Below are 18,085 nucleotides of genomic sequence, written 5' to 3' on the forward strand. Positions count from 1 at the left end.
TCAGACCCCCGCAGCCGCCAGCTCGGCGGCCCGCTCGGCCGCGCCATCCATCGTGTCCACCCGCTGGACCAGCGGGTTGTTCGCGCCGTCGAGGATCGCCCGGCCGGCCTCGGCGTTGTTGCCGTCGAGGCGGACGACCAGCGGCTTGGTGACCTTCTCGCCGCGCTGCTCGAGCAGGGCCAGCGCCTGCACGATGCCGTTGGCGACCTCGTCGCAGGCGGTGATGCCGCCGAAGACGTTGACGAAGACGCTCTTCACCGACGGGTCGGACAGGACGATCTCCAGCCCGTTCGCCATCACCGCGGCGCTCGCGCCGCCGCCGATGTCGAGGAAGTTGGCCGGCTTGACGCCGCCGTGCCGCTCGCCGGCGTACGCGACCACGTCGAGGGTCGACATGACCAGGCCCGCGCCGTTGCCGATGATGCCGACCTCGCCGTCGAGCTTGACGTAGTTGAGGTCCTTCTCCTTGGCGGCCTGCTCCAGCGGGTCCACCGCGGCCTGGTCGACGAGCGCCTCGTGGTCCGGGTGCCGGAAGCCGGCGTTCTCGTCCAGGGTGACCTTGGCGTCGAGCAGCAGCAGCTTGCCCTCGCCGGTCTTGGCCAGCGGGTTCACCTCGACCAGCGTGGCGTCCTCGGCGACGAAGGCCTTCCACAGGCCCACGGCGACCTCGACGACCTGGTCGGCGACCTCGGCCGGGAAGCCGGCGGCGGCGACGATCTCGCGCGCCTTCGCCTCGTCGACGCCGGTGTTGGCGTCGATCGGGGCCTTGACGACCTTCTCCGGGGTGTCGGCGGCGACCTGCTCGATGTCCATGCCGCCCGCGACGCTGGCGATGCAGAGGAAGGTGCGGTTCGCCCGGTCGAGCAGGTAGGAGAAGTAGTACTCCTCGGCCACGTCCGCGGTCACGGTGATCATGACCTTGTGGACCGTGTGACCCTTGATGTCCATGCCGAGGATGTCGGTGGCCCGGGCCACCGTCTCATCCGCGCCCTCGGCCAGCTTCACGCCGCCGGCCTTGCCCCGGCCCCCGACCTTCACCTGCGCCTTGACGACCACCCGACCGCCGAGGCGTTCGGCGATCGCGCGGGCCTCCTCCGGGGTCGTGGCGACGCCGCCGGCGAGCACGGGCAAGCCGTGCCGCTCGAACAGGTCCCGCCCCTGGTACTCGTACAGGTCCACGTTTGCGCGTCCCGTCCCGTCTCCGCGGCGCGCCGTCGCGCCGCCACCAGCGTTATGGAAAACAGTTTGACGCCTGTCATCAGTTGAAACAGGCCATTGGGCGCAGCCTAGCGAGGTGGACACCGGCCGCAACCGAGCGGGTGCGCGGTGTGCGGTAATGCACAGCCAGCGGCGTCGCGCGGCCTTTCCGCGACTTCGGGCCCCGACGTCAGCCGTCCGGACGATGTTGTCCGGGCTGCGTAACCCCTCCGCAGGGGCGTCGTTGAGTCAGGTGTCGGAGCGCTGATGCAGCGCGGCGACGGGAGACGGCCGATGCCCTGTCGGTCGAGGGGTGGCGGCGGGGCATCGTGCATAGAGGGGCCGGACGTGTGAGGGGTGCGTCCGGCCCCTCCCCCTGCCCGACGTCAGCCGTCGACCGGCCTGAGCCGTCTGTGACCCGTCGACCGCCCCGAGTCCGTGAACAGCACGTCCTCGCCCTCCGGCGGGATGCTGACCGACCGTCAGGCGACCGGCTGCGCGACGTTCTCCCGGACCCACTCCACGATCGAGGCGGTGGTGGCGCCCGGCGTGAAGATCTTGGCGACGCCCAGCTTCTGCAGCTCGGGGATGTCCGCGTCGGGGATGATGCCGCCGCCGAAGACGACGATGTCGCGGGCGTCCCGCTCACCGAGCAGCTCCACCACGCGCCGGAAGAGCGTCATGTGCGCCCCGGACAGCACGGAGAGCCCGACCGCGTCGGCGTCCTCCTGGATCGCGGTCTCCACGATCTGCTCCGGGGTCTGGTGCAGGCCGGTGTAGATGACCTCCATACCGGCGTCCCGGAGGGCACGCGCGACGACCTTGGCGCCACGGTCGTGGCCGTCCAGGCCCGGCTTGGCGACGACGACCCGAACACGAGAGCTCATCTGCGCATCCCTTTCACCGGCTCCGCGGCTTCACCTGAACGAACGGTAACCCGCCCCGCCCGGCCCGGGAAATCCGGGCGGCGAAGCGCACGGCACACCGGCCGGCGACACCCGGGGGGGGGGGGGGGAGGTTGCCCCCACAGACGGTACGCATGCCGTAGATGATCACCGCCGTCAAGCCGGACGACTCCGCCGTTCGGTCACGCTGCGCGACGAACGGGCAGTTACGGGGGCGCCGTTCGACGGGAACGAGGCATGACAATCACGGACGCAAAGGGACAGAACGCGGTAGCAATTCGGCGCTTCGGCTTGTGACGGGCCTGGTGGTTGGCTAACGTGTCCACGGTTGTCATCAGGTCCACGGACGGGTGACGACGCGGCCAGCCGACGTTCATCGAAGCTTCACGAGCGTCGAGGAAGCCGCATCGGATCCCCGACAACGGAGGGTGTGCGTGCGCCAGCGCCTGTCGTCTGAGCCCGATCGATATCGCGGCCGCCGCCGCGTACCCACCCCCCCGCGTAGCCGCTACGCCGCCGTCGTCACCACCGCCCTCGTCGGGGCCGGTGTCGTCGCGCTCGGCGCGAGCGCCATGCCGGACGCGAAGAGCGTCGACCCGTCGGTCCTCGACGAGCTGAAGGCCGCCTCGACGCTGAGCCAGGACGCCGCGGCCCGCGCCGACGCCGCCGACCGCGCCTCCCGCGACAGCACCCGCGCCGCCGGAGCCGAGGACGCCGCCGAGCGCGAGGTCTGGCGGCTCCCCCTGGAGAGCTTCGAGTTCAACACGCCCTACGGCATGCGCTGGGGCAAGCTGCACACCGGCGTCGACCTGGTCGCCCCCGAGGGCACGCCCTACGTCGCCATCCACGCCGGCACCGTCACCAAGGCCGGCTGGTTCGGCGGTTACGGCTACACGGTGATCGTCCAGCACGCCGACGGCAGCGAGGCGATCTACGGCCACTCCTCTGCGCTGAGCGTGCAGCAGGGGCAGCAGGTCAAGGCGGGCGACCAGCTCGGGCTCGTCGGCAACACCGGCCACTCCTACGGCTCCCACCTCCACCTGGAGGTTCATGTCAAGGGCGAGCCGCGCGACCCGGTGCCGTGGCTCCAGGAGCGCGGAGTGGACATCAAGCTACAAACCGAGGCATATTACAACGACGCAGCCGCGTCCTGACGCTGCGTACCGACCGTTGACCGCCCGGATCTGTCGATCCGGGCGGTTTTTCGTCGGCCGCCAGCGGGCGAAAGTCTGCTGGGTCACAGGCGCGAGTGTGACCGGCGCCACGATCGACCATGATCACTTATCGCTACCAAAGCCCCAACTCGGGAGTTAACGGACGGCACCGGCCACCGTCGTTCCGTCCCGACCCGATCCCCCTACCCGCTGCCGGCCCCGCTGACACCAGTATTTCGAGGTCAAGTGCCCCCTCGACCAGTGAAGGTCCGCCGTGCAGGAAGACACCCAGAACGAGAACACCCCCGACGCCCCCGCCCGGCACCGGAGGCGGGCCGGCGGCCGCACCCGCGTGACCGTCGCCGCGGCGGCCCTGGTCGGCCTCGGTCTCGGCGGCGCCGCCTTCGCGGCCACCGGCAACGACGAGCCCTCCGTCCCGGCCGCCGTCTCCCTCGACGCGCAGGCCCGCGCCGAGGCCGCCGACCGCGCCGACCGCGCCGCCCGCGAGTCGGCCGTCCCGGCCACCCCCTCGGCCAGCCCGACGCCGAGCCCCACGACGGCCAGCCCGTCGGCGAAGCCCAGCCCGAAGGCGACCACCGCCAAGCCGACGCCGAAGAAGACCAGCAAGCCGAAGCCGAGCTGGGTCGTCCCGATGAAGGGCGCCGCGATCACCTCCTGCTACGGCCCGCGCTGGGGCACCCTGCACGCCGGCATCGACTTCGCGCTGCCCGCCGGCACCCCGGTCCGCGCCGCCTTCGGCGGCACGGTCACCAAGGCCGGCGACGTCGGCGACGGGTACGGCATCTCCGTCGTCGTCGACCACGGCAACGGCTACCTGACCCACTACGCCCACCTCAGCACCGCCAAGGTGGGCGTGGGCGACAAGGTGGGCGCCGGCGAGACCATCGGCCTGGAGGGCTCCACGGGCGACTCCACCGGGCCGCACCTGCACTTCGAGGTCCACCAGGGCCAGATGTGGAACCAGATCGACCCGGCGCCGTTCCTGCGCGCCCGGGGCATCGACGTGGCCTGCTGACCCGTACCGACCGGGACGGCCCGGTCCGGCGTGCCGCCGGGCCGGGCCGTGGTCGTCTCAGAGCTTGTCGATCGGCGCGTGCCGCAGCACCAGCCACATCGTCTGGTCACCGAAGTCGATCTGCGCCCGGGCGCCCGGGCCGTGCCCCTCCACCGCGAGCACCCGCCCCAGGCCGTAGCGCTGGTGGTTGACCCGGTCACCGGCGGACACCTTCGGCCCCTGCGGCAGCTCGCTCGCCGTGGTCAGCCGGCTGGCGTCGACGCCGAGCCGCTTCGCCAACTGGGCGGCCTTGGGGGTGCCGCCGTTGAAGCCGCCGCGCCCGCCGGGCACACGGTCCGCGCGGCCCCCGACGCCGCCGCCCCCACCGGCCCACGAGGTGTACGACCCCTCGGTGCGCTCCCAGCGGACCAGCTCCGGCGGCAGCTCCTCCAGGAACCGGGACGGCGGGTTGTAGGACGGCTGCCCCCACGCCGAGCGGGTCACCGCCCGGGAGAGGTAGAGGCGCTGGCGGGCCCGGGTGATGCCCACGTACGCCAGCCGGCGCTCCTCCTCCAGCTCCCGGGTGTCGCCGAGCGAGCGCAGGTGCGGGAAGACGCCGTCCTCCAGGCCGGTCAGGAAGACGACCGGGAACTCCAGCCCCTTGGCGGTGTGCAGCGTCATCAGGGTGACCACGCCCTGGTGGTCCGGGTCGTCGGTCGGCACCTGGTCGGCGTCGGCGACCAGCGCGACCTGCTCCAGGAAGCCGGCCACGGTGGCCCGCTCCCCCTCCTCGCCGGTCGCCTCGATCCGCTCCGTGTACTCCCGGGCGACGCTGACCAGCTCCTGGAGGTTGTCGACCCGACCGGCGTCCTGCGGGTCGAGGCTCTCCTCCAGCTCGGTGAGGTAACCCGAGCGGGTCAGCAGCGCCTCCAGCACCTCCTCCGGGGTGCCGGTCTCGGCCAGCTCGCGGGCGCCGTCGAGCAGGTCGACGAAGTCCGCGATGCCGTTGGCCGCCCGGGTGGAGATGCCCGGCGCGTCCTTCGCCCGCCGCAGCGCCGCGCCGAAGGAGATCCGGTCCCGGCTGGACAGGGCCTCCACGCACGCCTCGGCGCGGTCGCCGATGCCCCGTCGGGGGGTGTTGAGGATCCGGCGCAGGCTGACCGTGTCGTCGTCGTTGACCACCGCGCGCAGGTAGGCCAACGCGTCGCGGACCTCCTTGCGTTCGTAGAAGCGCACCCCGCCGACCACCTTGTAGGGCAGGCCGACCCGGATGAACACCTCCTCGAAGACCCGGGACTGGGCGTTGGTGCGGTAGAAGACGGCCACGTCACCGGGGCGGGTCTCGTCGGCGTCGACCAGCCGGTCGATCTCCCTGGCCACCCAGTCGGCCTCGGCGTGCTCGGTGTCCGCCACGTAGCCGACGATCCGCTCGCCGGCGCCCGCCTCGCTCCACAGCCGCTTCGGCTTGCGCGAGGTGTTGCGGTCGATCACCGCGTTGGCGGCGTTGAGAATCGTCTGGGTCGAGCGGTAGTTCTGCTCCAGCAGGATCGTGCGGGCGTCGCTGAAGTCGCGCTCGAACTCCAGGATGTTGCGGATCGTCGCGCCGCGGAACGCGTAGATGGACTGGTCGGCGTCGCCGACCACGCACAGCTCCGCCGGCTCGATCCCGTCCGTGCCCGAGACCAGCTCCTTGATCAGCACGTACTGGGCGTGGTTGGTGTCCTGGTATTCGTCGACCAGCACGTGCCGGAACCGCCGGCGGTAGCTCTCCGCGACGTGCGGGTGGGACTGGAGCAGGTGCACCGTCGTCATGATCAGGTCGTCGAAGTCGAGCGCGTGCGCCTCGCGCAGCCGCCGCTGGTAGAGCGTGTAGGCCTCCGCCAGCGCCCGCTCGTTGGGGCCCTTGGCGCGGCCCGCGAACTCCTCCGGGTCGACCAGCTCGTTCTTCAGGTTGGAGACCTGGGCGGCGAGCCCGCGCGCCGGGTAGCGCTTCGGGTCGAGGTCGAGCTCCCGGGCGACCATCTGCATCAGCCGGCGGGAGTCGTCCGCGTCGTAGATCGAGAAGGTCGACTTCAGCCCGGCGTGCTCGTGCTCGGCGCGCAGGATGCGCACGCACGCGGAGTGGAACGTCGACACCCACATCAGCCGGGCACGCGGGCCGACGAGGTGCGCGACGCGCTCCTTCATCTCGCCGGCGGCCTTGTTGGTGAAGGTGATCGCGATGATCTCGCCGGGGTGCACGTCCCGGGCGGCCAGCAGGTAGGCGATCCGGTGGGTGAGCACCCGGGTCTTGCCCGAGCCGGCGCCGGCCACGATCAGCAGCGGCGAGCCGGCGTGGGTGACGGCGTCGCGCTGGGGCCCGTTGAGACCCTCGACCAGGGCCTGCGGGTCGAGGCGGGCGGCGGCGGACCCCGGCCGGTGCGGCGGGGTCGGGGCAGGCGCCGGCGCGGGCGGGGACACGGGGATGTCGAAGAGAGGATGCATCGCACGGCGAGTCTATGCCGCCGGCCGGACACTTCCCCGCCGCGTGGACCCCGGCGCGACCGGGCCGTCATCGGTGGACCGGCCGAGCCGAGGGCCCGGGCCTGCCCGAGCGACCGCCGGAGCGACCGGACGGGCACCTGGGCGCGGGCCGATCCGGCGCGGCGTGCCGGGCGGGTCCGGCGGGGCGTGCCAGGTTGAGACGAAGATGTCACCCTGTCCTGTCTGGTGCCGCCGGCCCGGGTACAGAACGATGACGGTGAAAATCCGGCTCCTTCCCCCGTACACGACTGGGAGAACGACCATGACTCAGCCGCGTTCGCGCGGTCGGTCGGCGCTGCGTCACCTCGCCGCGCCCGCCCTCGCGTTGGCCGTCGTCGCCACGCTGCCCACCGCTTCCCGGCCCGCCCCGGCCCCCGCCGACGACCCGTGGGCCGCCCTCGCCCCCGTCTCGGTCTCCTACGCCACCCCCACGGGCGGCGAGGTCAAGGGCAACTTCCTCAGCTACAACGACTTCCACGGCGCCATCGACCCGCCCGGCGGCAGCGGCGCGGTGGTCAACGGCACCCCGGCCGGCGGGGTGGAGTACCTCGCCACCTGGCTGAAGCGGCTGCGCGCCGAGGCCGCCGCCGAGGGGCGGGTCACCACCACCGTCGGGGCCGGCGACCTGATCGGCGCCACCCCGCTGGTCAGCGCCGCCTTCCACGACGAGCCGACCATCGAGCTGATGGACGAGATCGGGCTGGAGGTCAGCTCGGTCGGCAACCACGAGTTCGACGAGGGCGTCGACGAGCTGATCCGGATCAACAAGGGCGGCTGCCACCCGGTCGACGGCTGCCAGGACGGGGACGGCTTCGCCGGCGCGAATTTCACGTACCTCGCCGCCAACACCGTCAGCAGGAAGACAGGGCTGCCGATCCTGCCCCCGGTCGACGTGAAGTTCGTCGGCGGCGTGCCGGTCGGCTTCGTCGGCGTGACCCTGGAAGGCACCCCGGACATCGTCAACCCGGCCGGCATCGCCTCGGTGCGGTTCACCGACGAGGTGGCGACCGCCAACAAGTGGGGCGGGCTGCTCAAGCTCTTCGGCGTCAAGGCGATGGTGCTGCTGGTGCACGAGGGCGGCGCGCAGTCGCCGCCGCCGGCCACCCCGGGCGTCTCGGACTGCGCGAACTTCTCGGGCCCGATCGTGGACATCGTCCGCGGCCTGCGGCCGGAGTTCGGGCTGGTCGTCTCCGGCCACACGCACCGCTTCTACTCCTGCTCCCTGCCGAACTCCTCGGGCGCGCAGAGCGTCGTCACCAGCGCCGGCAACAACGGCCAGCTGATCACCGACGTGGACTACTCGCTGGACCGGCGCACCGGCCGGTTCACCGGGATCTCCGCCCGCAACGTGGTCGTCGAGAACGGCGTCCGCAACCCGGACGGCACCTGGCAGCAGAGCGCGCCGGGCACGTACGTGCGCAACCCCGACCTGGTGGACCCGGCCGCCAAGGCGCTGGCCGACAAGTACCGGGCGGCCGTGGCGCCCATCGCCAACCGGGTGGTGGGCCGGGTGTCGGCCGACGTCGTCCGCGACGCCCGCCCCAACGGCGAGAGCCCGCTCGGTGACGTGATCGCCGACGCGCAGCTCGCGTACACCCGGTCGGCCGGGGCGCAGATCGCGCTGATGAACCCGGGCGGCATCCGGGCGTCGCTGCCGTACGCCGCCTCCGCCGGCGGCGAGGCGCCGGGTGAGATCACGTACGGCGAGGCCTTCACCGTCCAGCCGTTCAACAACCTGGTGGTCACCCAGACCCTCACCGGCGCCCAGCTACGCAACGTGCTGGAGCAGCAGTTCGTCGGCTTCAACGGGCAGACCACCCAGCGCATCCTCCAGGTCTCCGCCGGGCTGACCTACTCCTACGACACCACCGCCCCGGCGGGCTCGCGGGTGAGCGCCCTGGCGCTCGACGGGGTGCCGGTCGACCCGGCGGCCAGCTACCGGGTCACCACGAACGACTTCCTGGCCAACGGCGGGGACGGCTTCACCGAGCTGCGCGCCGGCACCGGCCGCAGCACGGCCCCCGGCTTCGACGTCGACGCGCTGATCGCGTACCTGGGCGCCGGCGAGCCGGTCGCCCCCGGGCCGGCCGACCGCATCACCCGCCTCGGCTGACCGGGCACGGTCCCGGCGTCGCCGGCGCCGGGACCGTGCCGCCGGCCACGTGTCCGGCCGAATCCTTGCGCGCGCCGGCCCTGGGTCGGCATACTCGACGGCGTGTTCGGTCAGCGCTTCTACTTTTACTACGGCACCGGGAGTCCGGCAGCCGTGGGTCGCGCCTGATCAACAGACCTACGAGAAAGCCCCGGGCTCCTGGAGCCCGGGGCTTTCTCCGTCCCGGGATCCGGGCACCGGGCACCTGACGGCGAGGGGTACCCGATGATGACAGACGTGGTGGAGTCCAACGGCAGCCTGACGCGGCCCGGGGCGGGCCGGCCCGACCCGGGGGCATCCGGCCAGGTCGACGCGCCGGGCGGCGCCGACGACGCGAAGCCGGAGGCGCGCACCGGCGCCGCGGAGCCGGGCGCGGCCGCCCGGATCGTGGAGATCCGGGAACGGATCGACGAGATCGACCGGGCGCTCATCGAGCTGTGGCAGGAGCGGGCCCGCCTCTCCCAGGAGGTCGGGGCGACCCGGATGGCCTCCGGCGGCACGCGGCTCGTGCTCTCCCGGGAGCGGGAGATCCTGGAGCGTTTCCGGGTCGCCCTCGGCGCCGACGGCACGCAGCTCGCGCTGCTGCTGCTCCGCGCCGGCCGCGGCCCCCTGTGAGGCGTACCGGGGCGGGGCGGCGGGCGGGCGCACCGGGCGGCGCGGTGGTCGCGTCCCGGCCGCCGGCCGCCGCGCCCGCCCGCCCGGAAACGACGGAACCGCCTGCCGTCGTCGCGGTGACGTCGGCAGGCGGTCCCGTGGTTGTCACACCTCGTGCGTCTGCACGATCTCCCGCTTCTCGGCGAAGTGGCACGCGCTCGGGTGGTCCGAGCCCGACCGGATCTCCAGCAGCGGGACCTGCTGGGCGCAGACGTCCTGCGCCTTCCAGCAGCGGGTCCGGAACCGGCAGCCCGAGGGCGGGCTGACCGGCGACGGCACGTCACCGGTGAGGCGGATGATCGCCTTGTTCTCGCGGACGGTCGGGTCCGGCACCGGCACCGCCGACAGCAGCGCCTGGGTGTACGGGTGGGTCGGCCGCTCGTAGATCTCGTCCTCGGTGCCGATCTCCGCGATCTTGCCGAGGTACATCACCGCGACCCGGTCCGACAGGTGCCGGACCACCGACAGGTCGTGCGCGATGAAGACGTACGACAGGCCGAACTCGCCCTGGAGCTGCTCCAGCAGGTTCATCACCTGCGCCTGGATCGACACGTCCAGGGCCGACACCGGCTCGTCGCAGACGATGATCTCGGGCCGCAGGGCGAGCGCCCGGGCGATGCCGATGCGCTGCCGCTGACCGCCGGAGAACTGGTGCGGGTACCGGTTGATGTGCTCCGGGTTCAGACCCACCAGGTCGAGCAGTTCCATCACCTTGCCCCGGCGGCTGCCCTTCGGCGCCACCTCCGGGTGGATCTCGAACGGCTCGCCGATGAGGTCGCCGACCGTCATCCGCGGGTTCAGCGAGGTGTACGGGTCCTGCATCACCAGCTGGATCTGCCGCCGCAGCCGCCGCAGCGCCCCGCCGGAGAACTTGGAGATGTCCTGGCCCTTGTAGAGCACGCTGCCGGAAGTCGGCCGCTCCAGGTTCATCAGGACCCGGGCCAGGGTCGACTTGCCGCAGCCGGACTCGCCGACCACACCCAGGGTCTCGCCGGCCTTGAGGTCGAAGGAGACCCCGTCCACCGCCTTGACCTGGCCGATGGTCTTCTTGAAGACCACACCCCGGGTCACCGGGTAGTGCTTGACCAGGTCACGGACCTCGAGGATGTTCTCAGTCACGGTTCACCAGCTCCTCGGCGAAGTGGCAGGCGCTGGCCCGGCCGGCACCCACCTGCAGCAGCGGCGGGACCTTCTCCCGGCAGACCGGCTGCGCCATGGGGCAGCGCGGGTTGAACGGGCAGCCCGGCGGGATGTTCATCAGGTTCGGCGGGAGGCCCTTGATGGTCCGGAGCTGCTGCCCCTTCTCGTCCAGCCGGGGAATCGAGTTGATCAGACCGATCGTGTACGGGTGCGCCGGCTTGGCGTACAGGTCGTACACGTTGGCTTCCTCGACGATGCGACCCGCGTACATGACCGCGATCCGGTCCGCGACGTCGGCGACCACGCCGAGGTCGTGGGTGATCAGGATCATGCCCATCTGCCGCTCCCGCTGGAGTTCGGCGAGCAGGTCCATGATCTGGGCCTGCACCGTCACGTCCAGCGCGGTGGTCGGCTCGTCCGCGATCAGCACCTCCGGGTCCAGCGCCAGCGACATCGCGATCATCGCGCGCTGCCGCATACCACCCGAGAACTGGTGCGGGTAGTTGCTGAACCGGCCCTTGGCGTTCGGGATCTTGACCTGGTCGAGCATCTCGATCGCGCGCTTCTTGGCGTCGGCACGGCTCATGCCGCGCCGCACCCGGAACTGCTCGGCGATCTGGAAGCCGACGGTGAAAACCGGGTTGAGCGCGGAGAGCGCGTCCTGGAAGATCATGGCGATCCCCTCACCGCGGATGCGGCGACGCTCCTCGAAGGACATCTTCAGCATGTCCTTGCCGTGGAAGCGGACCTGACCGCCGGTGACGAAACCGGGCGGCGTGTCCAGGATGCCCATGATGGTCTGCGCGGTGACGCTCTTACCGGAGCCGGACTCGCCGAGCACGGCGAGGGTCTCCCCCGCGTCGACGTGGTACGTGACCCCGTTGATGACCTTCGCGACGCCGTCCCGGGTGCGGAACTCCACGCGGAGGTCGTCGACCTCGAGCAGACGGCCGGAGGGGCGACCGGAGGTACCCGCCGCGGACTGCTCGGACACGAGAATGTCGGACAACTGAATCGCCCCTAGCGGAGTTTCGGATCGAGGGCCTCGCGGACCGTCTCACCGAGCACCACGAAGCTCAGCACGGCGGTGACGAGGAAGGCGGCCGGGAAGAAGAGCAGGTACGGCGCGACCCGGATGAGGGACTGGGCCTCGTTGATCATGATGCCCCAGGAGACCACCGGGCTCTTCAGGCCGACGCCCAGGAAGGACAGCGTCGCCTCGGCACCGATGAACGAGCCGACCAGGATCGTCCCGTAGACCAGCAGCGGCGCGAGGCTGTTCGGCAGCAGGTGCTTGAGGATGATCCGGCCGGTGCCGGCACCCAGCGCCCGGGCGGCGACGATGTAGTCGGCCTCCTTGGTGGCCAGCACCGAGGAGCGCATCAGCCGCATCACGACCGGCCAGCCCAGCACGACCAGGGACATGCTCACCAGGGCCATGATCTCGGCCTTGCTGTTGCTCGTGCCCGACCCGTTGAAGGTGGTCAGGATGACGATGGCGCCCAGCACGAAGGGCAGGCCGAAGAAGACGTCGGCGACGCGGGAGAGCAGGGCGTCCACCCAGCCGCCCCGGTAGCCGGCCATGATGCCCATCGCGCCGCCGATCAGCAGCACGCCGAGCACCGAGAGCACGGAGACCACGATGGAGGCGCGGGCGCCGTAGATCACCCGGGCGTAGACGTCGCGCCCCTGGAAGTCGTAGCCGAACCAGGCTTCCGACGACGGGCCGACGAGGCTGTTCTTCAGGTCGCCGTTCGCCGGGTCGCCGGAGCTGAACAGCGACGGGAAGGCGGTCATCACCAGGAAGATGACGATGAACGCCGCGGAGATCCAGAACAGCGGCTTGCGACGCAGGATGAGCCAGGCGTCGCCGAGCAGGCCGCGCGGCTTCTCCTTGCGGGCGTTCTCCGGCTGGCCCGCGTTGGTGGGCGCGCCCAGCTCGGTCGGCGCGGTGGCCGGGGGCGTACTGACGATCGACGCGGCACTGGGGTCGCTCATGCCGGCACCTCGCTCCGCTCGACCCGGGCGTGGGTGCCCGGGCACGCTGCAATGACCAAGTTTCGTTCGCTGCGCTCACTCATAGCGGATCCTCGGGTCCAGGGCGGCGTAGAGCAGGTCCACCACGAGGTTCATGACCAGGTAGACCAGCACCAGGACCACCACGATGGAGACAACCGTAGCGCTCTCCTTGGTGACGATCGCGCGGAAGACCTGGCGGCCGATCCCGTTGATCTGGAAGATGCCCTCGGTCACGATCGCGCCGCCCATCAGGGCACCGAGGTCGGTGCCGAGCAGGGTGACCACCGGGATGAGGGAGTTGCGCAGCAGGTGCACCCCGACCACCCGCCGCATCGGCAGGCCCTTGGCGATCGCGGTGCGGACGTAGTCGGCGCGCCGGTTCTCCGCGATGCTCGTCCGGGCGACCCGGGCGATGTACGCCATCGAGGCGCTACCCAGCACGAAGCCGGGCACGATCAGCTCCGAGATACGCATCTCGCTGGAGACGGTGGGCTTGATGACGCCCCACTGCACGCCGAGCACCCACTGGAGCACGAAGCCGATGACGAAGATCGGCAGCGCGATCAGGAAGAGGCTGGAGACCAGGACCAGGTTGTCCAGGAAGCCGTTACGGCGCAGGCCGGTCAGCACACCCGCGGTGAGGCCGATGACCGCCTCGATGACGAGGGCCACCAGGGCCAGCTTCAAAGTGTTCGGGTACGACGTGGCGATGATGTCGCCGATCTCCCGGCCGCCGAACGTCTGCCCGAAGTCGCCCTGGAACAGGTTCTGCATGTAGTTGCCGTACTGCACCCAGATGGACTGATCCAGCTTGAACTTCTCGGTCATCATGTTGACGTAGGCGTCCGGGCAGGCGCGTTCGCCGCACTTGCCGGCGAACGGGTCGCCGGGCACCGACCAGACCAGCCAGTAGATCAGGAACGTCGTTCCGATGAAGACCGGGATGAGTTGGAGCAGCCGTCTCAACAGATAACGGCCCATGGGGTGGTCCTCCAGACAGGGGGCGCGTCGGACGGCCGACACGGGGATGACGGACGTGGCGAGGGACTGTTGTAACACTCCCTCACGGAACGGCCCGGGTCGGGCCCACCGGTAGGTGAGCCCGACCCGGGGTCAGACCGTTCGGATCAGAGCTCGACCGAGGTGAGGTCCAGCTCGCCGACGTTGGTCAGCTCGAGCTTCTTGATCTTCTCCGAGTGGCCGGACTGCTGGCCGCCGAAGTAGATCGGAACCGTGGGAACGTCCTGGTCGATGATGGCGACCGCCTGAGCGAACTTCTCGTGCGCGGCCTCCAGGCTCGGCGCGGAGCTGGCCTCCTTGGCCAGGGCGTCGACCTGCGGGTTGCTGTACAGACCGTCGTTCGAGGAGCCACCCTTGACGTAGAGCGGGTTGACCCAGTTCTCGACGTCCGGGTAGTCCTGCTGCCAGCCGGCGCGGTACATGCCCTTCATCTTGTGGGCGTTGATGTTCTGACGGAACACCGCGAAGGTCGGCATGCCCTCGGCGCGGGCGTTGATGCCCAGGTTGGTCTTGACCTGCTGCGCGACGGCCTCCATCCACTCCTTGTGGCTGGCGTCGGCGTTGTAGTACATGACCAGCTCGCCGGTGAAGCCGCCGGCCTCGGCCAGGAGCTTCTTGGCCTCGTCGACGTTGTAGGTGCAGGCGGTGCAGTTACCCGGCTTGGCACCCGGGGTCAGCGGGTTGGCCCAGCTGTCGGCCGGCTTCCGGTTGCCGAAGAAGATCTTGTCGCTGATCTCCTGGCGGTTGATCGACATCGAGATCGCCTTGCGCAGCTTGGCGTTCTGGAAGCGCTTGTCGTAGATCGGGAAGGCGATGATGCCGGTCGACGGGGTGGTCGAGGAGATCGCCCGGTCGGTCAGGTCCTGCTTCCACTTGTCGCCCGCGAGCGAGGAGACCGGGACCTGCTGCATGAAGTCGATGTTGCCGGCGAGCAGGTCGTTGTAGGCCGCCGTGTCGTCCTGGTAGATCTTGAGCGTGACGTCCTTGATCTTCATCTTGTCGCGCAGCGTGTAGTCGTCGAAGCGCGTCAGCTTGATCTGGACGTCGTCTTCCCACGACACGAACTTGACCGGGCCGTTACCGATCGGCTTCTTGCCGAACGCCTCGGCGCCCTGGGTGAAGAACGCGTCCGGCAGCGGCATGAAGGTGCTGTAGCCGAGCTTGGTCGGGAACACGGCGGTCGGCGCGGCGAGGGTGACCTCGAAGGTCCAGTCGTCGACGACCTTCAGGCCGGACATCTCCTTCTTGGCCGGCTCGGGGGCCTTCTGCGGGCCCTCGGCGCCGTCCGGGTCCTCGGTGTTGACGTCCCCGAAGCCCTGGATGTCGGCGAAGAAGCTGCCGTTCTGCGCACCGTTCGGCGAGTAGGCGCCCCAGTTCCAGGCGTCCACGAAGTTCTTGGCCTTGACGACGGTGCCGTCGTGGAACTTCGTGTCCTTCTTGATCTTGATGGTGTAGACCTTGGAGTCGGTCGTCTCGATCGACTCGGCGAGGGCGTTGCGCGGAGCGCTGCCGTCGTTCGGGTACTCGACCAGACCGGTCCACATCCAGTCGATGATCTTGCCGCCACCGGTCTCGGTGGTGTTCGACGGGACCAGGCCGTTCTCCGGCTGGGTGCCCTCGATGGTGATCGCGCCGTCGGCGCTGGCGCCGGCGTCGCCGCCGTCGCTGTCGCTGCTCGAGCAACCGGACGCGACGAGCGCGAACGCCGCGCCCAGCGCGACCGCGCTGCCTGCCCGCTTCGAGACTCTCATTCCGAGGGGCCTCCTCTTTCTAACCTGGTTCCGTCGTGGGTTTCACGCACGCAAGGGGGTGACACGTCCGCCGGCCCGCAGCGCGGGACGCCGGTTTCACCGCAGTGAAACGGGACAAGATGTTGTACCGATCCGCCGGGCCGCCCCGCCCGCCGGGCTCGGCACCGCGCACGCAAGACCACCACGGAACACCGTTCACAGACGGCGGCCGTGGTCGTCAGGCCGTGCGGAGTGCCTCACTCGAGGGGTGAGGTGCTGCCACTGTGACACTTACCGGCCCGTTCCGTGAAGGTGCCGTTATCAAGCCGTTAGTTGCTCGCCACGTTGCCGATACTTGAAAAAAGATCATGATCGGTGCCGGTCGTACTGCTCTGAGCAGGAAAGACACGGTTCTGCGGGATCGACACCCCGGGCGTACGCTCGACGCTTGTGAGCTTTCCCGCGTCCGCTCCCGCACTTTCGGACGTCGTCCGGGCGCTGGCAGTTTTTGCCCATCCGGACGATATCGACTTCGGCTGTGCGGGCACAATGGCCAACTGGGTGGAGGAGGGCATCGAGGTCGCGTACCTGATCGTCACCCGGGGCGAGGCGGGTGGCTGCGACAGCACCGGGCGCGGGTCGGTGACCCGGCTGCGGGAGGAGGAGCAGCGGGCGGCCGCCGCCGCGGTCGGCGTACGGCAGGTGGAGTTCCTCGACGGGTACGTCGACGGCGTCCTCGCCCCGACGCTCGACCTGCGCCGGGACGTCACCGCGGCGATCCGCCGGCACCGGCCCGACCGGGTGCTGACCAGCTCGCCGCTGCGCCGATGGGAACACCTCGCCGGGCCGGGCCACCCCGACCACCTCGCCGTGGGCGAGGCCACGACCTGCGCGGTCTACCCGGACGCGCGCAACCCGTGCGCCCACCCCGAACTGCTGGCCGAGGGGCTCCGGCCGTGGGTGGTCCGGGAGATCTGGTACGCCGGCGGCCCGGCGCCGGACCACACCGTCGACGTCACCGGTCAGTACGCGCGCAAGGTCGCCGCGATGCGCGCGCACCGCTCGCAGACCGCGCGGATGGACGTGGAGACCTGGGTCCGGGACCAGCTCACCGCAGCGGCCGACGAGGCCGGGCTGCCGGCCGGCCGGCTGGCCGAGGCGTTCACCGTGCTGCGCACCGGGTGACCTGACCGCCGGACGGGTCCGGCCCCGGCACCGCGCGGAGCGGGTGCCGGGGCCGGAGCCGCGGAACGGACGTCGGTCAGGCCGTGAAGCGCAGCTTGCGACGGCGGACCATCAGCACGGTGACCGCACCCGCGGCCAGCAGCGCCACACCGGCCGCGATCGCGGCGGCGATCGGGGAGCCGGTCAGCGGCAGGTCCCCGCCGTTACTGGCGGGGGAGGTCGACGGGGCCGGGCTCTCGGCCGGCGCGCTCGGCGACGGCGACTCCGCCGGGACGCTCGGCGAGGGCGACTCGGCCGGCGCGCTCGGCGACGGCGACTCGGTCGGGGCCGCGGCGAAGGTGGCCTCGGCCCTGGCGGTCACGGTCTCACCGGTGCTGCCGCCGAGGATCAGCTTCTGCGCGGCCTTCTCGCCGGTGAAGAGGAAGACCCGGCCGAAGGAGACCGAACCCTTGGCGGAGACGGTCGCCTCGACCTCGCCGGCGCCGTCCGCGGTCAGCCAGAACTGCCCACCGTTGGTGGTCGTGGTGACCGGCTTGCCCTCGGCGTCGACCGCCGAGCCGCCGCTGACCGCGACGGCGATGTCGCCGGCCGGGCCCTTGACCGTGAACGGGCCGGCCTTGTCGCCGACCGTGGCCTTGGCGCTGGCCGGGTCGACGCTCAGCTCGGCCTTCGGCTCGGGCTGGTCGGTGGCGTTGGCGACGAGGTAGTCGTGGACCCGCTTGATCACGTCGTACTGCTGCTTGCCGAGCAGGCCCTTGTCCTTGACCCAGTCACCGAGGGTGATCCCGTCACTGAAGTGCCAGATGGCGGTCTGGGTGCCGAAGTAGAGCAGCTTCTTGGCGTCGGCCTTCTCGGGGACGGCAGCGCCGGCGGCGGCCAGCAGCGTCGCCGAGTCGGCGTTCGGGTAGCCGTGGGTGAGCACCCACTGCACCTTGCCGAGGTTCTTCACCTGGGACTCGTCCCAGGTGCCCTCCTTGTACGTGCCGTCGATCGCCACATTGGTGTGGTAGTCGATGCAGAAGGCCGGGACGAGCTTCCCGTCGATCTTCAGCGCCAGCGCGCCGGCGTTCTTCGGCTTTCCGTCGAGCAGCAGCTTGACGCTGCCGCCCACCGACTTGGCCACGCCGGTCGTCTCGGCGGCGGCGGCCGGCGCGGCGAAGCCGAGCGCCAGCGCACCACCGGCGACGGTCGCCAGGGCGATCCGCGCCCAGCGCCGTCCTCGTTGTCCGAACATCAGATTCGCGTACCTCTCCCCAGGGGTGACCCGCCGAACGGCGGGTTAGCGAAGCCGCCGTTCCCGCGGGTTCGCACCACCCGCACGCGAGAACGCGACGGGGCATTATGGGACGCGAATTGATCGTTTGTCAGCCCCTGCGGGCCAGGTTCGTCGC

At 70.9% G+C, this 18,085-nt stretch carries 14 protein-coding genes; 5 read left to right on the forward strand and 9 right to left on the reverse strand.

The window, feature by feature from the left end:
- Positions 1 to 1,179, reverse strand: a complete 1,179-nt coding sequence (gene sucC, locus ACZ6O2_RS11755) for an ADP-forming succinate--CoA ligase subunit beta (protein WP_350703991.1) — start codon at positions 1,177 to 1,179, stop codon at positions 1 to 3.
- A gap of 500 nt (positions 1,180 to 1,679) precedes the next feature.
- Positions 1,680 to 2,084 (reverse strand): cobalamin B12-binding domain-containing protein, encoded by a 405-nt coding sequence (locus tag ACZ6O2_RS11760; RefSeq protein ID WP_350684229.1) that lies wholly within the window; start codon positions 2,082 to 2,084, stop codon positions 1,680 to 1,682.
- 452 nt (positions 2,085 to 2,536) lie between these two features.
- Between ACZ6O2_RS11760 and ACZ6O2_RS11765 the strand changes: the two genes are divergently transcribed.
- Together ACZ6O2_RS11765 and ACZ6O2_RS11770 are read left to right on the forward strand one after the other, a co-directional pair.
- The gene (locus ACZ6O2_RS11765; RefSeq protein ID WP_350703993.1) at positions 2,537 to 3,256 is read left to right on the forward strand and encodes a M23 family metallopeptidase; all 720 of its coding nucleotides are present in this window, start codon (positions 2,537 to 2,539) and stop codon (positions 3,254 to 3,256) included.
- A 274-nt stretch (positions 3,257 to 3,530) separates the two neighbouring features.
- Positions 3,531 to 4,292, forward strand: coding sequence for a M23 family metallopeptidase (locus ACZ6O2_RS11770; RefSeq protein ID WP_466022803.1), 762 nt, complete (start codon positions 3,531 to 3,533; stop codon positions 4,290 to 4,292).
- A 57-nt stretch (positions 4,293 to 4,349) separates the two neighbouring features.
- On the opposite strand, the gene pcrA is transcribed toward ACZ6O2_RS11770, so the two are convergent.
- Entirely contained in the window at positions 4,350 to 6,755 is a 2,406-nt protein-coding gene (pcrA, locus tag ACZ6O2_RS11775; RefSeq protein WP_350703996.1) for a DNA helicase PcrA, read from the reverse strand.
- A gap of 301 nt (positions 6,756 to 7,056) precedes the next feature.
- Between pcrA and ACZ6O2_RS11780 the strand changes: the two genes are divergently transcribed.
- Both ACZ6O2_RS11780 and ACZ6O2_RS11785 read left to right on the forward strand, forming a co-directional pair.
- Positions 7,057 to 8,907 (forward strand): bifunctional metallophosphatase/5'-nucleotidase, encoded by a 1,851-nt coding sequence (locus ACZ6O2_RS11780; protein ID WP_466022804.1) that lies wholly within the window; start codon positions 7,057 to 7,059, stop codon positions 8,905 to 8,907.
- Positions 8,908 to 9,171: 264 nt separating this feature from the next.
- Positions 9,172 to 9,561 carry a chorismate mutase gene (locus tag ACZ6O2_RS11785; protein WP_466022805.1) on the forward strand — a complete coding sequence of 130 codons (390 nt, stop codon included), beginning with the start codon at positions 9,172 to 9,174 and terminating at the stop codon, positions 9,559 to 9,561.
- 144 nt (positions 9,562 to 9,705) lie between these two features.
- On the opposite strand, the gene ACZ6O2_RS11790 is transcribed toward ACZ6O2_RS11785, so the two are convergent.
- The 5 genes from ACZ6O2_RS11790 to ACZ6O2_RS11810 form a co-directional block, all read right to left on the reverse strand.
- On the reverse strand, positions 9,706 to 10,719 hold the full coding sequence (locus tag ACZ6O2_RS11790) for an ABC transporter ATP-binding protein (protein WP_350704002.1): 1,014 nt from the start codon (positions 10,717 to 10,719) through the stop codon (positions 9,706 to 9,708).
- A complete protein-coding gene (locus tag ACZ6O2_RS11795; RefSeq protein WP_350684244.1) occupies positions 10,712 to 11,734 on the reverse strand; it encodes an ABC transporter ATP-binding protein in 1,023 nt (340 codons plus the stop codon). The genes ACZ6O2_RS11790 and ACZ6O2_RS11795 overlap by 8 nt, the downstream gene beginning before the upstream one ends.
- Before the next feature lie 26 nt (positions 11,735 to 11,760).
- Positions 11,761 to 12,738 carry an ABC transporter permease gene (locus ACZ6O2_RS11800; RefSeq protein ID WP_466022806.1) on the reverse strand — a complete coding sequence of 326 codons (978 nt, stop codon included), beginning with the start codon at positions 12,736 to 12,738 and terminating at the stop codon, positions 11,761 to 11,763.
- Between the two features lie 75 nt (positions 12,739 to 12,813).
- On the reverse strand, positions 12,814 to 13,740 hold the full coding sequence (locus ACZ6O2_RS11805; RefSeq protein ID WP_350704006.1) for an ABC transporter permease: 927 nt from the start codon (positions 13,738 to 13,740) through the stop codon (positions 12,814 to 12,816).
- A gap of 146 nt (positions 13,741 to 13,886) precedes the next feature.
- Complete coding sequence (locus tag ACZ6O2_RS11810; protein WP_466022807.1) at positions 13,887 to 15,530, reverse strand: peptide ABC transporter substrate-binding protein; 1,644 nt, start codon at positions 15,528 to 15,530, stop codon at positions 13,887 to 13,889.
- Between the two features lie 429 nt (positions 15,531 to 15,959).
- Between ACZ6O2_RS11810 and ACZ6O2_RS11815 the strand changes: the two genes are divergently transcribed.
- Positions 15,960 to 16,694 carry a PIG-L deacetylase family protein gene (locus ACZ6O2_RS11815; protein WP_466022808.1) on the forward strand — a complete coding sequence of 245 codons (735 nt, stop codon included), beginning with the start codon at positions 15,960 to 15,962 and terminating at the stop codon, positions 16,692 to 16,694.
- A gap of 76 nt (positions 16,695 to 16,770) precedes the next feature.
- On the opposite strand, the gene ACZ6O2_RS11820 is transcribed toward ACZ6O2_RS11815, so the two are convergent.
- Entirely contained in the window at positions 16,771 to 17,928 is a 1,158-nt protein-coding gene (locus ACZ6O2_RS11820) for a thioester domain-containing protein (RefSeq protein WP_466022809.1), read from the reverse strand.
- Positions 17,929 to 18,085 lie beyond the last annotated feature (157 nt).

Source organism: Micromonospora sp. NPDC048040 (assembly GCF_055587185.1).